Source organism: Acidobacteriota bacterium (genome assembly GCA_004299485.1).
Lineage (GTDB): Bacteria > Acidobacteriota > Terriglobia > Terriglobales > SCQP01 > SCQP01.
The window spans coordinates 1-15,975 of sequence record SCQP01000010.1; the positions used below are offsets into that span (position 1 = coordinate 1).

General features: G+C 63.7%; 16 protein-coding genes. 8 read left to right on the plus strand and 8 right to left on the minus strand.

Going from position 1 to position 15,975, the window contains the following annotated elements; genetic code table 11:
• Positions 1-942: 942 nt before the first annotated feature.
• Entirely contained in the window at positions 943-1,170 is a 228-nt protein-coding gene (locus EPN33_07875) for a type II toxin-antitoxin system HicB family antitoxin (protein TAN22437.1), read from the minus strand.
• 60 nt (positions 1,171-1,230) lie between these two features.
• On the opposite strand from EPN33_07875, the gene EPN33_07880 reads away from it, so the two are divergent.
• Both EPN33_07880 and EPN33_07885 read left to right on the plus strand, forming a co-directional pair.
• On the plus strand, positions 1,231-2,904 hold the full coding sequence (locus tag EPN33_07880; GenBank protein ID TAN22438.1) for a ribonuclease J: 1,674 nt from the start codon (positions 1,231-1,233) through the stop codon (positions 2,902-2,904).
• On the plus strand, positions 2,901-3,908 hold the full coding sequence (locus EPN33_07885) for a hypothetical protein (protein ID TAN22439.1): 1,008 nt from the start codon (positions 2,901-2,903) through the stop codon (positions 3,906-3,908). The genes EPN33_07880 and EPN33_07885 overlap by 4 nt, the downstream gene beginning before the upstream one ends.
• 27 nt (positions 3,909-3,935) lie before the next feature.
• Here EPN33_07885 and EPN33_07890 read toward each other — a convergent pair whose 3' ends face one another.
• Genes EPN33_07890 through uvrC form a run of 3 tightly spaced genes read right to left on the minus strand, consistent with a single transcriptional unit; the run spans position 3,936 to position 6,729 of the window.
• Positions 3,936-4,460, minus strand: coding sequence for a hypothetical protein (locus EPN33_07890; GenBank protein ID TAN22440.1), 525 nt, complete (start codon positions 4,458-4,460; stop codon positions 3,936-3,938).
• Between the two features lie 27 nt (positions 4,461-4,487).
• Positions 4,488-4,835, minus strand: coding sequence for a YtxH domain-containing protein (locus EPN33_07895; GenBank protein ID TAN22441.1), 348 nt, complete (start codon positions 4,833-4,835; stop codon positions 4,488-4,490).
• Positions 4,836-4,884: 49 nt separating this feature from the next.
• Entirely contained in the window at positions 4,885-6,729 is a 1,845-nt protein-coding gene (gene uvrC / locus EPN33_07900; GenBank protein ID TAN22442.1) for an excinuclease ABC subunit UvrC, read from the minus strand.
• A 129-nt stretch (positions 6,730-6,858) separates the two neighbouring features.
• On the opposite strand from uvrC, the gene EPN33_07905 reads away from it, so the two are divergent.
• The 4 genes from EPN33_07905 (at position 6,859) to EPN33_07920 (ending at position 12,011) form a co-directional block, all read left to right on the plus strand.
• A complete protein-coding gene (locus tag EPN33_07905) occupies positions 6,859-7,587 on the plus strand; it encodes an OmpA family protein (GenBank protein TAN22443.1) in 729 nt (242 codons plus the stop codon).
• Between the two features lie 133 nt (positions 7,588-7,720).
• Entirely contained in the window at positions 7,721-8,371 is a 651-nt protein-coding gene (locus EPN33_07910) for a hypothetical protein (GenBank protein ID TAN22444.1), read from the plus strand.
• On the plus strand, positions 8,368-10,134 hold the full coding sequence (locus EPN33_07915; GenBank protein ID TAN22445.1) for an ABC transporter ATP-binding protein: 1,767 nt from the start codon (positions 8,368-8,370) through the stop codon (positions 10,132-10,134). Before EPN33_07910 ends, EPN33_07915 begins: the two co-directional genes overlap by 4 nt.
• Before the next feature lie 5 nt (positions 10,135-10,139).
• The gene (locus EPN33_07920; protein TAN22446.1) at positions 10,140-12,011 is read left to right on the plus strand and encodes an ABC transporter ATP-binding protein; all 1,872 of its coding nucleotides are present in this window, start codon (positions 10,140-10,142) and stop codon (positions 12,009-12,011) included.
• On the opposite strand, the gene EPN33_07925 is transcribed toward EPN33_07920, so the two are convergent.
• The 3 genes from EPN33_07925 to EPN33_07935 form a co-directional block, all read right to left on the minus strand.
• On the minus strand, positions 11,953-12,498 hold the full coding sequence (locus EPN33_07925; GenBank protein TAN22447.1) for a shikimate kinase: 546 nt from the start codon (positions 12,496-12,498) through the stop codon (positions 11,953-11,955). The two genes, EPN33_07920 and EPN33_07925, sit on opposite strands and share 59 nt — an antisense overlap.
• Positions 12,499-12,588: 90 nt before the next feature.
• Entirely contained in the window at positions 12,589-12,897 is a 309-nt protein-coding gene (locus tag EPN33_07930) for a hypothetical protein (protein TAN22448.1), read from the minus strand.
• Between the two features lie 137 nt (positions 12,898-13,034).
• Positions 13,035-13,760 carry an RNA polymerase sigma factor gene (locus EPN33_07935; protein TAN22464.1) on the minus strand — a complete coding sequence of 242 codons (726 nt, stop codon included), beginning with the start codon at positions 13,758-13,760 and terminating at the stop codon, positions 13,035-13,037.
• Positions 13,761-14,034: 274 nt separating this feature from the next.
• Between EPN33_07935 and ychF the strand changes: the two genes are divergently transcribed.
• On the plus strand, positions 14,035-15,087 hold the full coding sequence (ychF, locus tag EPN33_07940; GenBank protein TAN22449.1) for a redox-regulated ATPase YchF: 1,053 nt from the start codon (positions 14,035-14,037) through the stop codon (positions 15,085-15,087).
• A gap of 4 nt (positions 15,088-15,091) precedes the next feature.
• Positions 15,092-15,682 carry a hypothetical protein gene (locus tag EPN33_07945; GenBank protein TAN22450.1) on the plus strand — a complete coding sequence of 197 codons (591 nt, stop codon included), beginning with the start codon at positions 15,092-15,094 and terminating at the stop codon, positions 15,680-15,682.
• Here the strand turns inward: EPN33_07945 and EPN33_07950 are convergent.
• On the minus strand, positions 15,679-15,969 hold the full coding sequence (locus EPN33_07950) for a hypothetical protein (GenBank protein TAN22451.1): 291 nt from the start codon (positions 15,967-15,969) through the stop codon (positions 15,679-15,681). The two genes, EPN33_07945 and EPN33_07950, sit on opposite strands and share 4 nt — an antisense overlap.
• Positions 15,970-15,975 lie beyond the last annotated feature (6 nt).

A 15,975-nucleotide genomic window follows, 5' to 3' on the forward strand; every position in this document is an offset into this window, starting at 1 on the left:
CTCGGCACTCGCCATCACCAGCATCACCGCCTCGGGCGACTTCACCCAGACCAACACCTGCGGCAGCAGCGTCGCCGCTGGGGCCAATTGCGCCATCTCGGTCGGCTTTAAGCCCACGGCAACGGGCAACCGAACCGGCGCGCTCACCATCACCGACAATGCTGCGGATTCGCCACAGGCGGTCGCGCTGTCGGGCACCGGTGCGGGCGTATCGATCGGCGTGAGCACTGGTTCCAGCGCTTCGGCTACCGTTAATGCCGGCTCCAGCGCCACCTACCAACTGAGCTTCACGTCGGTGGCTGGCGCCTCCGGTACGTACAGCCTGCGCTGCAGCGGCGCGCCGCAGAGCGCAACCTGCACCGCATCTCCGGCGTCGGTCACTGTGTCCGGGTCGGCCCTGGCGACAGCGACTGTCACGGTAACAACTACCGCACGCAGCGCGGCACTGCCCCTGCCCGCACCGCCAAGCTGGCCTGCAGGACTGCTTTGCCTGGTTGGAATGCTGGCGCTCGCCGGTCTGGTACTGTGGCTCGGCCCAGCACCACGACGCCGTCTGGCGGCCACGGCTTGCCTGCTCGCAATAGTTGCCCTCATGGCCGGATGCGGCGGCGGTGGAGGAGGCGCCTACCCACCACCCCCACCGCAACAATCCACGCCGGGCACACCTGCCGGCACCTATACGCTGACGGTAACCGCCAGCAACGGATCTTCCAGCTTTTCCGCGGCCTTGAGCCTGACGGTGCAATAGCTCGGTGTATCCGGCTCCGACCAAGTAACGTGCGACTTCTTATGGGGTCGAAGCCGCACACGTTCGATCCTCGCGGCTATAGCAAGTCTGATCCTGCTCTAAAACCACGTGGAATCCCGTCGTGCGCTTCTCTGCCCATCCGATTCGCAACGGCGCTGCCCTTACTCGCCGTGCCTTGCACGCAGGCCAAGCCCTCATCGAGTATAGAAAAGCGCGTTCGCCGCCTCGGGAACTGGCTCGCCGTGCGCCACCCGGTCCGCCAGGATGCGGAACACCAATTCCCGCAATCGCTGCTCAGCGTCGTGTTGGCTCTCGCCGTAGGCCAACGCACCCGGCAACTTCACTGCCGCCGCAATCCACCGCCCGTCGGCCTCGCGCTCGACACAGATGCAGAGTCCTTTCTGCGCTGAGACGGCAGCCATTCTGACCTGATTTTGGCACGCCCTCGGCCCTCAGCGTGTCCGCATCCTCTAGAATAGAAGATCGTGGCTAATCCCTTGCAATTGATCCCCTTAGGCGGCTTGGGCGAGTTCGGCCTCAACATGATGGCCATTCGCTATGGCGACGACATCGTAGTCGTCGACTGCGGCCTGATGTTTCCCGAACCCGAGCTGCTCGGCATCGACATCGTCGTGCCCGACGTCAGCTACCTCGTCGAAAATCGCGCCCATCTGCGCGGCATTCTGCTCACCCACGCGCATGAAGATCACATCGGCGCGCTGCCCTTCGTCATCGAAGACCTGAACGTCCCCCTCTACGGCACCGAGTTCACCCTGGCGCTGGTCGAGTCGAAGTTCAGCGAGCACGGCCTCCTCGATTCCACCCATCGCCACGTGGTGCGCGAGCTCGAACCCTTCACCCTGGGACCGTTTTCCATCGAGTACATCCACGTCACCCACAGCATCGTTGGCGCCTGCGCCATCGCCATCACCACGCCCGCCGGCGTCGTCATCCACACCGGCGACTTCAAAATCGATCCCACCCCCGGCGATAACATCCCCTTTGACCTGCACACCTTCGCCGCCTACGGCAAGCGCGGCGTGCTGGCGCTGCTCAGTGACAGCACCAACGTCGACCGCCGCGGCTACACCGCCAGCGAGCTGGCCGTGCGCGACCGCTTTGACGATCTCTTCGCCGGCGCCGGCGACGGACGCCTCTTCATCTGCTGCTTCACCAGCTCCATCCACCGCATCCAGTTGGCCGTCGAAATGGCCGAGGCCTATGGCCGCAAGGTCTGCTTCCTCGGTCGCAGCATGGAGAACAACACCGCCATCGCCCACCGCCTCGATTTTCTCCATCTCCCCGACGGCATCCTCATTCGCCCGCAGGACCTGCGATCGTTCCCGCGCGACCAGGTGACGGTCGTCATCTCCGGCAGCCAGGCCGAGCCCATGTCGGCGCTGGCGCGCGCTTCGGTCAAGAACCACAAGTTCGCCGAAATCAGCCCCGGCGACACCGTCGTCCTCTCCAGCCGCATCATCCCCGGCAACGAGCGCGCCATCTACCGCATGATCAACCACCTCTTCAAGCTGGGCGCGCGCGTCGTCTACGACACCGATCAGTACCCGCCGGTCCACGTCTCCGGCCACGCCAGCCAGGAAGAGCTGAAGTTGATGGCCAGCTTGGTCCGGCCGCGTCATTTCATCCCCGTCCACGGCGAATTCCGCCAGCTCTCTCTGCACGCCCAGCTCGTCCGCAGCCTCCGCATCCCCAAGCTCGAAGCCCACGTGGTCGAGGATGGCGACGTGCTCGAGCTCGACCAAACCGGCCTCTGGCGCACCGGCACTGTCGCCACTGGCCGCGTCTTCATTGACAGCGGCAGTCAGGATGAAGTCGCCGAAGACCTCATCGTCCGCGACCGCCGTCACCTCGCCGAAGACGGCATCGTGCTGCCCATCCTGGCCATCAACAAAGCCTCCGGCCGCGTGCAGAATGAGCCCGAAATCATTACCTCCGGCTTCGTCAGCCCGGTCCTGGCCGACGGCCTGCTCGCCCGCGCCCGCCAGCTTGTGACCGAATCGGTCGCCGCCGCCGGCCGCGAAGAATCCGGCGACTGGTCGCTCATCAAGGAACGCATCCGCCGCGACCTGAAAAGGTATTTACAGGCGGAAACCAACAAGCGACCCCTGATCCTGCCGGTTATTCTGGAAGTATGAAGCTCGTCCTTCTGCTGCTGCTCGCCTCCACCCTCGCAGCCGCACGCGGAGGCCGGACTGGGGCTCACGGGGCCCCCAGCCCGGCCGAGCGTCAAGCGGGTGGCGTGGCGCAGCCACGCCAGGCCCCGCGCCAATCAATGCAGGCCGTGCCCCTGCAAAAAGCCATCGCGCTGGGATCGGAAACCGTCTATCTCAGCCCCGACACCTCCACTGCCAAAGTCGGCACCATCCCGCCCGGCCAGCAAATCGGGGTGCAGGCCGTCAACGGCAAATTCACCCAGGTCTTTTCCGGCATCTCCGGCTGGATCACCGGCCACAACTTCGTGCTGCTCAGCGCGCCCAACGCCGATGAAGTCATCTTCGGCGCCGCCGCCGCCCTGCAGCGCAAGGCCTACGACGACCAGAGCGACGCAGAAACCAAAAATGCCACGCGCCTGTTCCTGAACATCTACAATTACCTGCCGCAATCTCCGCGCGCCGGCGAAGCCCTCTATCGCGGTGCCGCGCTCCAGTGGGATACCAAAGTCTCGGAAATGCCCTCCAGCGCCGCCCCCGACATGCGCCTCTTCCCCGACGACAGCCTGCTCCACCGCGTCGAGAGCAAATTCAAGGGCACGCCCTGGGCTGCGCGCGCCGCCTACAAGCTGCTGATCGAGCACTTCACCTGTGGCGACTGGTTCACCAAGCCGGAATGCATCGGTAAAGAAGCCAATCGCTACCGCGACTACGTCAAGAAGTACCCTGCCAGCCCCGACGCCCCGGAAGCCGTCTACGACGCCCTCTACCGCGAAGCCATCGCCTGGACCCTCTACTCCCAGCCCGGCAAGAATGCCAACGCCTCCAATGCCGCCGATGCCCGCAGCCGCGTCACCGCCGACGCCGCGCTTCTAGCCCGCGCCTACCCGCACACCGATTGGGCCGCCCGCGGCGCCTACCTGGAGTTCCAAGTTGCCCACAACTCTCCACTTCCCCTGCCGCCCGCCACCCCCCTCGGCGGCCCGTAGTCGCTGGCCCCTGGCCTCTGGCCCCCGTCAGATAAACATCTCATCGTCCTGATAAGCAGGACGCGTCGGCGGACTCGACCGCCGCCGGAAAAAGAAGTCCATCCCCGTGCGCACCCCCTGCACCAGTGCGTTCACATCGTTCACCGGCCGCAGCACGGTGTCGCGCACCGTTGAGGCAATCTGGTCGACGCTCGCCAACGCCGAACCCAGCGCGTCATCCACCCGTACCATCTGCAGCTCCAGCCGTTGCGCGAACTCGCCCGCAAACGCATCCGCCCGCCGCAATTGATCGCGCGCCAGTGCGCTCACTTCCGCCACATTCGCCGAGATCATCTCCAGCTTGGGCCGCGTTTCCGTCACCATCGCATGCACATCGCGCAGCAGTGGCGCCAGCACCGCCGTGGTCTGTGCCACCTGCGGCACCAGTGGCTCAACCTTTTCCGACAGCTTGCTGAATCGGCTGGCCAGACTCGCTAAAACGATCCATTGCGCCAGCAGCGCCAGGGCCGCAATCGCAATGAAAATGATCAGCAGAATGTCGGTGGTGGGCATAGCTCTCCTGCGCGCGCAGCCTCGAAACTAAAGCTGCGAACTGGGCTCGCGCTTCTCTTCTTGCTCCTCTTTGTCTTCCAGTCCCGCAGCTTCGCGGTACGCCTGTTTGCCGGCCTCGACCGCCGCCTGGAACTGATCAATTTGCCGGGTTACTGCCGACTTGCCGCGCTCGGCGTATTCTCCGGCCTGCGAGCGCAACCCGCCCGCTTGCTGCCGCCACTCTTCTTTCTTGGTGCGGAATCGTTCCCGCCCTTCTCCCGCCTTGTCGCGCAAGTAATCGCGCGTCTGTTCGCCCGCTTGCGGTGCGTACAGCACCCCCGCCAAAGCCCCCAAACTCAGTCCTACCAAAAACCACAAACCCCTGGATTCCGCCATAGTCCCTCCACTGAGGTGATGCTAGCACCAAAAGCCGTAGGTCAGTCCGTCAGTTTTTCAGTATTTCCGTCGGCTCCTGCTGCTCGAGGTGCAGGTGGTTCCAGACCGTTTGCGCCCGCGCCTCCGGCATCACCTCCGCCAGCGCCGCCGCATCGGCCGCTCGCACCCCGCTGACACTGCCGAAATGCCGCAGCAATTTTCGCGTCGTCGCCGGCCCGATGCCCGGCACCGCCAGCAGCTCCGAGCGTACATTGGCCTTGCCCCGCCGCTCGCGGTGAAACGTAATTGCAAAGCGATGCGCTTCATCCCGGATCATCTGCAGTAGGTGCAGCTCGTTGCTGTGATGGTCCAACCGCACCGGCTCCGCCTCGCGCCCCGGAACAAATACCAGCTCCTCGCGTTTCGCCAAACTCGCCAGCGGAACCTGCTCGAGCCCCAACTCCGTCAGCACCGCCTGTGCCGCGTGCAATTGCCCGATGCCGCCGTCAATCAGAATCAGTCCCGGCAGCTCGCCGCCCTCCGCCAGACGCCGCCGGTAGCGCCGCCTCACCACTTCCGCCATCGAGCGGAAATCATCCACGCCGGCTACCTCACGGATGCGGTAGCGCCGGTATTCCCCCCGCCGCATCTTCCCTGCCGCCCATACCACCATCGACGCCACTGTTTCCGCCCCTTGAAAATGCGAGATGTCGAAGCATTCAACCCGCCGCGCACCCGCGCTTAATTCAACCTCCAAGGCCCGCCCCAGTGCCGCCCACTGCTCCTCCGCCTGCTGCTCCGCCGCCGGCGCCCGGAACCGCCGCGCAAACGACAGCCGGGCGTTGCGCTCGGCCAGCTCCAACATCTCCTTCTTGGCGCCCCGCTGCGGCAGCGCAATCTCCACCCGGCTGCCGCGCTGCGCCGTCAACGTCGCTTCCAGCGCCGCGCGATCCTCAAAGTCCATCGGCGCGTCTATCCGCGGCGGTAAATACGGCTGCTCCAGGTAAATCTGCTTCAGTAGCGCCCCTAGCAATTCCGCATCGCTTGCCTCCTCATCCGGCAGCGCTTCCCAGAAGAACTCGCGCCGGTCCACCACCCGGCCATGCCGCATAGGAAACACGTGCAGCGCCGCGCGCGCCCCCTCACGGTAGAGTCCCACCACGTCGGCGTCCTGCCCCTCGACGGCGTGCATCTTCTGTCGCTCCTGAATATCCTCGAGCACCGTCAGTAAGTCGCGATACCCGGCCGCTTCCTCAAACCGCTCGCCCGCCGCCGCCGCATCCCGCCTCTGGCGCAAGTCGCGTGCCAGCTCGGGCTGCCGCCCGCTCAAAAACAGCCGCGTGTCCCTCGCCGCCTGCTGATACCGCTCCTGCGTCACCAGCCCCGGCATGCACGGCCCTAGACAGCGGTGAAGCTGGTACTGAAAGCACGGCCGCGCATGCGGCCGGCTCAGGTCCCGCCGGCAGGAACAGAGCTGAAAGTACTTCTGGATGAAGTGCAGCAGCCGGTACGCCAACCCCGCCGGAAAATACGGGCCAAAGTACTCCGAGCCGTCCCGCACCACCCGCCGCGTCACGCTCACGCGCGGGAACACCTCCTGACTCAGCTTGATATACGGATATGTTTTGTCGTCCCGCAGCAGCACGTTGAAGCGCGGCTGGTGCTGCTTGATCAGCGTGTTTTCCAGCGCCAGCGCTTCCGCTTCCGTGTCCACCACGATGGTTTCGAAATCGGCGGCCTCGCGCACCAGCGAGCCCGTTTTGGCGTTCTCCTGGCTGCCCGCCAGAAAGTAGGTCCGCACCCGGGCGCGCAAGTCCTTGGCCTTGCCGACATAGATGATGCCGCCCGCCGCATTCTTGAACAGGTAAACGCCAGGTTGGGTAGGCAAAACACGGGACTTGCTACTCAGATCCACAACGTAAATTTTACCGCTGCGGCAACGTATATACATCACCACCCGGACGGAGTCATCCCTCCACACCACTCAAAATCGCACTCTCCCGGTTTGGCAACCTTCGTGCAAGCAATCCGGGTGGAGGTCGTCATGTCGAACTCAATGAATTTCCATAACCCACGGCTCTTTATGGTCGGAGGCTTGGCCGTGGCTATGTTTGTGGCGGCGGGTTGCACCACAAAAAAGTATGTCCGCCAGCAGACCGCGCCGCTCATGGACCACGTCAACCAGCTCGATGCCCAGACCGCGAAAAACACCAACGCCATTCGCGACACCAAGCAGCAGACCGACGCCGGCATTGCCCAGGTCAACCAATCTACGGAAAATGCCGTGAACCAGGCGCAGCAGGCCCAGCAGCAAGCCCAACAGGTCAGTTCTAAGCTCGACCAGACCTCCGGTCAGATTCAATCGCTCGACAAGACCGTGGCCAATCTGGAAGACTACCATCAGACCGGGCAAGCCACCGTCCACTTCGCCTTCAATAAGTCCAACCTGACGCCCGATGCCAAGCAGGAGCTCGATCAGGTGATCACGCAATTGCACCAGGACACGCATGGCATCCTCGAGGTTCAGGGCTACACCGACACCAGCGGCCCGGCCGCCTACAACCTCCAGCTCAGCCAGCGCCGCGCCAATTCCGTGGTGCGCTACCTCGAAGCCAACAACATCGCCCCTCACCGCATTTATTTGATCGGCCTGGGCGAGAACCAGCCCGCCGAATCCAACAAGACCCTTGCCGGCCGCAAGTTCAACCGCCGCGTTGACCTGAAGATTCTGACCAACGGCCTGGCCTCAACCAGCCAGAACAGCGGCCAATAAGCACAGCGGCACTGCCGCTGTGCTTACCCTGCGTAGCGCACAGCGCGAAGCAGGGTCTCTACACGCGTCTCGCCACCCACCACCCATCACAGCGGGCGGCCTCCAGCCGCCCGCTTCGCGTTACGATGGAACTATGCCGCGCGTGCTGGTCGTGTTCCTATGGGTTACGCTCGGGCTGTGGACCGGACTGGCATCGCAGCAGCTTCACCCTCCGCCCCCCAACGGCCCCCGCCCCAATGCCGTGCCCAATCCCGCCGCCAGGACAAAAAGCGAAGCCGGACCGCTCTTTCCCGAATCTACCCACATAGCACCGCCAACTCCAGACCCCATCCTGGCGGATCATGACCTCAACGTGGGCAAGTTCTACTACAATCACGGCGACTACGTCGGAGCCTTGGCTCGCTTCGAGGATGCCATTTCCAACAACCCCGCCCTCGCCGAAGCCTATTGCCGCGCCGGCGACACTCTCTGGAAGATGCACCGAGTTCAGCCCGCCCGCTCTGAGTGGGGCCGCTGTGCGCTGCTCGCCCGCAGCGGCAAGTGGGGCGAGCACGCCCGCAAGCAATTGAAGAAGCATACGGGCTCCGCCAGGAACACGTTGGGGAGGCCGACCAGCGGGGGGCCAGGGGCGCAGCCCCTAGAGCACAATCAGCATCGCTGTAGCCTGGCGGACCTTAATCGTATGCGGCTTTTCACCAAGAAAAGCCGCACGCCCGTGCCGGCAGCGGGGCACAGCAACGCTGATTGCGCTCTAATAAATGCGGCGCGAGCCGCCGGCGAATGAGAAAAGAGGTCTTGCGGGCGCTTCTTCCCTATTTGCGCCGCTACCGCGGACGCCTCGTTGGCGGCATGGCCATCCTGCTGGTGAATACCGCCGTCCTGGTTTCCATCCCCTACATCATTGACCTCGCCATTAACGACCTCGGCAACGGCCTCACCGTCTCCAAGCTCCTCAAGTACTGCCTGCTGCTGATGGTCGCCGTCAGCGCCCGCGCGGTATTGAACTACTTCCAGCGCCTCATCCTCATCACCATCTCCCGCCTGATCGAGCTTGACCTGCGCAACGACCTTTTGGCTCAGCTCGAGCGCCTGTCGTCGAACTTCTTCCAGAAATTCCGCACCGGCGATCTCATGGCCCGCGCCGTCAACGACCTGATGGCGGTGCGCAACATGGTCGGGCCCGGCATCATGTACTCCGCCCAGGCGGTGGTGCTGTTCGTCTACGTCATCACCATCCTCTGGCATCTCGATCCCATCCTCACCCTCATCGCCTTCATCCCCGCCCCCTTCGTCTCGCTCGCCGTGCAATGGTTCGGCAAGCGTATTCACGACCGCTTCGAGCGCATTCAGAGCATGTTCAGCACCCTCTCCACCCGCGTGGAGGAAAACCTCGCCGGTCTGCGTCTGGTCCGCGCCTACGCCCGCGAGCACATCGAAGAAGAGAAATTCGACCGCCTGAACCACGACTACGTCGCCCGCAACATGCGCCTGGTGTTGCTCACCGGCTCCTTCGATCCGCTGCTGCAGTTCATGCTCGGCGTCGCCTTCGTGCTGGTGCTCTGGTTTGGCGGCCGCGCTGTCCTCGAACACCGCATCACCATTGGCGGTTACGCCGCCTTCAATCTCTACATGGCCCAGATGGCGTTTCCCATGATCGCCCTCGGCTATGTCATCAATCTGGTGCAGCGCGGCACCGCCTCCCTCGCCCGCCTGCAGGAAGTTCTCGAACAAAAACCCGATATCGCCGACACTCCGGAAACCAACCGCCACATCACCACCGTCCACGGCGACATCGAATTCCGCGACCTCACGTTTTCCTACGGCGTAACCTCGGCGCCCGTCCTCCGGAATCTGAACTTGCACATCCCCGCCGGCAGCACCGTCGCCCTGGTGGGCGCTACCGGCAGCGGCAAAAGCACCCTCGTCGGCCTCATTCCCCGCCTGCTCGACGCTCCCTCCGGCATGGTTCTCATCGACGGTCGCCCCATCCGCGAAATCCCCTTGGCGCTGCTGCGCCGCAGCATCGGTTGGGTCCCGCAGGAAACTTTCCTGTTCAGTGACACCCTCCGCGCCAACATCGCCTTCGGCCGCCCCGGCGCCAGCGAGGAAGAAGTCCGCAAAGCCGCCGATATCGCCGGGCTGAGCCAGGACGTGGTCGATTTCTCCAACGGCTTCGATACCCTCGTGGGCGAGCGTGGCCTGACCCTTTCCGGCGGCCAGAAGCAGCGCACCGCCCTCGCCCGTGCCGTCCTCCGCCAGGCGCCCATCCTCATCCTCGACGACGCCCTCGCCAGCGTCGATACCATCACCGAAGAGAAAATCCTCGAAGGCCTCGAAAACATCGCCTTCCACACCGGCGGACAAAGAACCACTCTCCTGATCAGCCACCGTATCTCCACCGTCCGCAACGCCGATTTCATCGCCGTTCTCGATCAGGGCGCCATTGCCGAAAAAGGCACCCACGCCGAATTGATTGGCCTCGGCGGCCTATATGCCAACCTCTACGAAAAGCAACTGCTGGAGGAAGAACTCGCCCGCGTCGATTGACCCCTATGCCGCAGGAAGAAGAACAACTCGGCAAAGCCGTTGATCGCCAGCTCATCCGGCGCTTGCTACACTACGTCCGCCCCTATCGCTGGATCGTGGTGTTGGCCACTCTCGCCGCCGCCCTGCAGGCCGCCACCCAGCTCGTCGGCCCTTACCTCAACAAAGTCGTCATCGACCGCTATCTCTTCCCCAATCCCACCGCCCACAGCCTGCTCGAATCCTCGCTGTCGCGCAACGCCTTCCGCGGGGTCGCCGAAATCGGCATCCTCTACCTGGCCATCCTGGCCGTCGGCTTCATTCTCGACTTTGCCCAAAGCTACGCCATGCGCTGGGTCGGGCAGAAATCCATGTACGCCCTGCGGCGCGAGCTCTTCGGCCATCTGCAAAAGCTGCCCATCTCCTACTTCGATCACCACCCCGCTGGCCGCCTCGTCACCCGCGTCACCAACGATGTCGAGACCCTCAACGACACCATCTCCACCGCCTTGGTGGCCCTGTTCGACGACATTTTCCTGCTCACGCTGATCATCATCGTCATGATCCGCTTCAACTGGCAGCTCTCCCTCATCACCCTGGGCGTACTGCCGTTTATCGTCCTCGCGACCTACTACTTCCGCGAAGCCGTCCGCAAAAGCTACCGCCGCATCCGCCTCTTAGTCGCCCGCATCAACGTCTTCCTGCAGGAGCACATCACCGGCATGGCCGTCGTCCAGGCCTTCAACCGCGAGGAGCGCGCCTACCAGGAGTTCCGCAAAATCAACAACGAACACTGCGATGCCTGGATCTCCGCCATCCTCGCCTACGCCCTCTACTATCCCGCGGTCGAGTTCCTCAGCATCCTCGCCATCGCCCTCATCCTCTGGTTCGGGGGTCTGCGCGTCCTCAACGGCACCCTCACCATCGGCATCGTCTTCGCCTTCATTCAGTACGTCCAGCGCTTCTTCCGCCCCATCCAGGATCTGAGCGACAAATACAACACCCTGCAAACCGCCATGGCCGGCTCCGAGCGCATCTTCCAGCTCCTCGACACCCCCGTCACCCTCGAATCCCCCGCCGCCCCCCAGCGCCCCGCCGCCACACCCGGCCGCATCGAGTTCGAACACGTCTGGTTCGCCTACAAAGATGAAGACTGGATTCTGCGCGACGTCAGCTTCGTCGCCGAACCCGGCTCCAGTCTCGCCATCGTTGGCCACACCGGCGCCGGCAAAACCACCATGATCAGCCTGATGCTGCGCTTCTACGACGTCCAGAAGGGCCGCATCCTGCTCGATGGCCTCGACGTCCGCGCCTGGGACGTGCAGGAACTCCGCCGCCGCTTCGGCATCGTCCTCCAGGATCCCTATTTATTCAGCGGCTCCATCGCCGACAACATCCGCATGGACGATCCCGCCGTTAGCCTCTTACAAATCCAGCACGCCGAGCGCGATGCCAACCTCGAAGAGTTCCTCGCCTCTCTTCCCGATGGCGACGCCACCCTCCTGCGCGAGCGCGGCAGCGGCTTATCCACCGGGCAGAAGCAGTTGGTCAACTTCGCCCGCGCCCTCGCCTCGAATCCTTCTATCCTCATCCTCGACGAAGCTACCGCCAGCGTCGATACCGAGACCGAGCTCAAAATCCGCGAAGCCCTCGACCGCATGCTCGCCGGCCGCACCAGCATCCTCATCGCCCACCGTCTCTCCACCATCCAGCGCGCCGATCAGATCCTGGTCATGCACAAAGGCACGCTGCGCGAGCACGGCACCCATCAGGAGCTGTTGCATCTCCACGGCATCTACTGGCGCCTCTACCGCCTGCAGTACAAAGATCAGGAAATCGCGGCTACGCCGGGCGCAGGTCCCGGCGCCAGTTCCGCACCTGTTCCAGAATCCGCTCGCTGATCGCCCCCGGCTCCGCCCCGCCCGCCACCACCGTCACCGCCGCCTGCCGGTAAAAGCCCAGCCGGTATTCGTACAGCGTCCGAAAGCTCGCCTCGTCGCGGAATAGCGGACGGTTCTCCATCCCCGCGCAGCGCAACAGCAATTCTTCAAGCGGTACTTCAAGAAATACCGTGCAACCCCCAGAGGAACGGATGGGGTCATGATTTTGCAATTGCGCAAACGTTCCCCCGCCCAGCGCCAACACCGTATGCCGCCCGCGGCTCTCGCCCAGCAATTGCAGCAGCTCGCGCCGCTCCAGCTCGCGAAAATCCGCCTCCCCGCGCTCCCGGAAAATCATCCCGATCGGCCGTCCCGCCGCCGCCTCAATCCGGTCATCAAGGTCGGCAAAATGCCACCCCAGCCGCTGCGCTAGTTCCCGTCCCACCGTCGACTTGCCCGACCCCATGAACCCCACCAGGATGAGCGGCGACGGCACCTCCTGCAACATGCCACTAGGGTAGCAGTTCTCAGTTTTCAGCCGTCAGTTCTCAGTCCGGTCGCCGCAAACTGAAAACTGACGACTGAAAACTGATAACTTTTACGCCCGCGGATGCGCCTTCGAGCTGCCCGGCACCAGCCGCGGCGTCGGCGCCGCCGCCCGGCACGATTCCAGGTCCGCATGAATGATGCCCTCTTCCCGCAGCTTGGCGGCGATATGCGGCCAGAGATTCACCGCCGGCTCCGCTTCGTCCGGCGGCAGCCGGCGCACACGGGCCGCGATGTCTTCAAACGTCGCCAGCACGCTGGCGCAGGTCGCACAACTCTGGAGATGTCGTTGTGCCGACGCCGGCAACTGGTCGCGATCCAGCACCTCCGCCAACATCAGCTCGAACGCGGCACAGTCCAACGCCTCCGCGCCGGACTCCGAGGGGGCATGCGCCCTGGACATGACAATCGGGGAACCCACTGGTGACCTCTTTCTGGACGACGATCCCACAGACGCGTGTTTGCGCTTGGAACCGTTGGCGTGGGTGGGAACTTGGCTCACAAACTTTCTCCTCCGCTGCGCGCGGCCACCGCGCTGGGAACAGCGACCGAACCCGGCCCCCGGCGCATGTGCGGAAGCTGCAGCAAATCCCGCAGTTTCATCCTGGCCTTGTGAAGCTGCGATTTCGAGTTGCCGATCGAACAGCCCATCATAGCGGCAATCTCGTTGTGTTCATAACCTTCCATATCGTGCAGCACGAAGATGGTACGATACCCCGGCGGCAGCCGCTCAATCGCCCTCTCCAGATTGACCCGGTCAATCGAGCCCGCCAGATTTTGATCCCGCGCTCCAATCTCGCGCTTCGGCCCGTCTTCATGCGCCGGCTCGATAAACTCTTCCAGCGGCGTTTCCGGCAAATTCTTTCGCCGTAGGTGCATCAGCACTACATTGACGGAAAGCCGGTGCAGCCAGGTCGAAAACGCCGACTCGCCCCGGAACGTCCCAATTTTCCGGAACAGTTGTAAGAACGCCTCCTGCGCCAAATCCTCGGCTTCCGCCGTGTTCCCCGTCATCCGCAGGCAGAGCGAATATACCCGCCGCTTGTGCATGTGGTATAAAAACTCAAAGGCCGGTGCGCAGCCACCCTTGGCATAATCGATGGCGTCCGCCTCGCTCCAGTCTTCCGGTGCACCTGCCACCAACCGCGGCGCCGGCTGGCTACTCGCTTGTTCCCGCGCTTGCTTAGCCGACGCGTTCTGGTTCAAATTCAGTTTGCCCCCCATCCGCTTGCGACCGCCAGCTACTCCTTTTGATTGCATGCTGCCTTCTCGGGGTTGTCCCAAGAGCAAAGCCAGCCCCACTTTAGCCCGCGGAACAAACCGCCTGCGGCTTTGACACCAGGAAAAGCCGCACGCCTCTGCCCGAAGTCTGCTACACCTCGCTGGCTTTGCTCTCTAGAAATCACCTATCCGCATGCTATTCTGAACAGTCGCCAGCCCCAATCCCCCAGATGGGGGATCCGCGTGGCCTCGCGCTGCACCATCGCCTTTCCGACGTATGAAAACCGGCATCATTGGCCTTCCCCAAGTGGGAAAAACCTCGCTCTTCAGCATGCTCACCGGCGCGGAAGTCCACTTGGCCAGACGCGAGGACCGAATTGGCATCGCCACCGTCCCCGACGCCCGCCTCGACCGCTTGGCCGACCTGTTCCGTCCTAAAAAGCTAACTCACGCCACCATCGAGCTCACTGAAGTCGGCTCCCTCACCCCTGAATCCCTGCGCGACGGCACCGGCATTGCCGCCCTCCGTCAGGTCGATGCTCTCGCCCAGGTCCTCCGCGCCTTCGACCGCCCCGACGCCGAACCCGTTTCGTCCGATGTCCGCAATCTCGAATTCGACATGATCCTTAGCGATCTCGGCCAGGTGGAAAAACGCCTCGAACGCGTCGCCAAGGACATGAAGAAGCAGCGCACCACCGTGCTCCAGGAAGAAGCCGCCATCCTCGACCGCATGAAGCTGCATCTCGAATCCGAACAGCCCTTGCGCACCCTCCCGCTCAGCCCCGCCGAACGCAAAACCACGCGCGGCTTTCAGTTCCTCAGCCAGAAGCCCATCCTCTACGTCCTCAATCTGAGCGAAGCCGAAGCCGGCCAGATGGATTCCGCTCCCCAGCGCCATGGCCTCGGCGCCGCACTCGCCTCGCCCAACACCGGCGCCACCGCCATTTGCGCCAAAGTCGAGGCCGAAATCGCCGGCCTGCCGCCTGACGAAGCCGCTGAGTTTCTCGCCGGCTACGGCCTCACCGAATCCGGCGTCGCCCGCCTCGCCCGTGCCATCTACCAGCTTCTCGGCCTGATTTCGTTCTTCACCGCCGGCGAGGACGAATGCCGCGCCTGGACCATCGAGCGCGGCACTCCCGCCGTCGATGCCGCCGGCGCGATCCACACCGACCTTTCCAAGCACTTCATCCGCGCCGAAGTCATCGGCTGGCAGGAACTGCTCGATCTCGGTTCCGAAGCCGCCGCCCGTCAGGCCGGCAAAATGCGCCTCGAAGGCAAAGACTACATCGTGCAGGATGGCGAAGTGATGCACATCCGCCACTCGGGATAACGCCATGCCCACCACGCAACAGTGTGCTCAATGCGAAGCCACCATCCCGGCCAGCGCCCATTTCTGCCCGGAGTGCGGCACCCGCCTGCCGGGCACGCCCGAGCCCCCGCCGCTTCCGGAACCCGCTCAGCCCTGGCGCGGCCGCAAGGTGGTGATCTGGCTGGTGGTCATTTGCGTCCTCGTCGGCGGCACCTTCATGCTCGGCGTGACCTATTTCGTGCAGCACACCATGATTGTCACCACCACCAAGACCGGTGGTCGCGCTGAAGCTCCTTTTGGCACCCTCAGCTCCACCAAAGATCCGCAGAAGTTGGCCCACAGCCTCGGCCTGCAGGTTTATCCCGGCGCCGTCGGCGTCGAAGGCACCGAAGCCCAGCTTCCCCACAGCGTCATCGTCTCCATCGAGTTCTCCAGCACCGCCGATCCCGCCGCGATCATTCACTTCTACCACGTCCGCTACCCCGACGCCTCCGTTCATCTTGAAACCAACGGCCGCACCCTCGTGCAATTAAACCCCCGCGGCACCATGACCATCGAAGCCGAGCGCACCGGCAAGTCCAAAACCCGCATTCTCGTCAGCGACGTCCGCCATTAGCCATTGCGGTGTATCCTATCGGCATGAACTGGATTGCCGAAGTTGACGACGCCCTCGCCCGCGCGCAGTCTGAAAAACGGCCGCTGCTGCTCGATTTCAGCGCCGCGCCCGCCTGAGGGGCTTGCGCTCGGCTGGAAGCCGAGAGTTATGCCGACCCCGCGACCGCGGCCTTCATCGAGCAAAATTTCCTGCCGGTCACCGCCCACATCAAGGTCCATCCTGCCTGGTTCAAGCGCTTCGAAGCTGTCTGGACCCCCACCATTCTGCTCCTGGATCACGATGGTCACGAACGA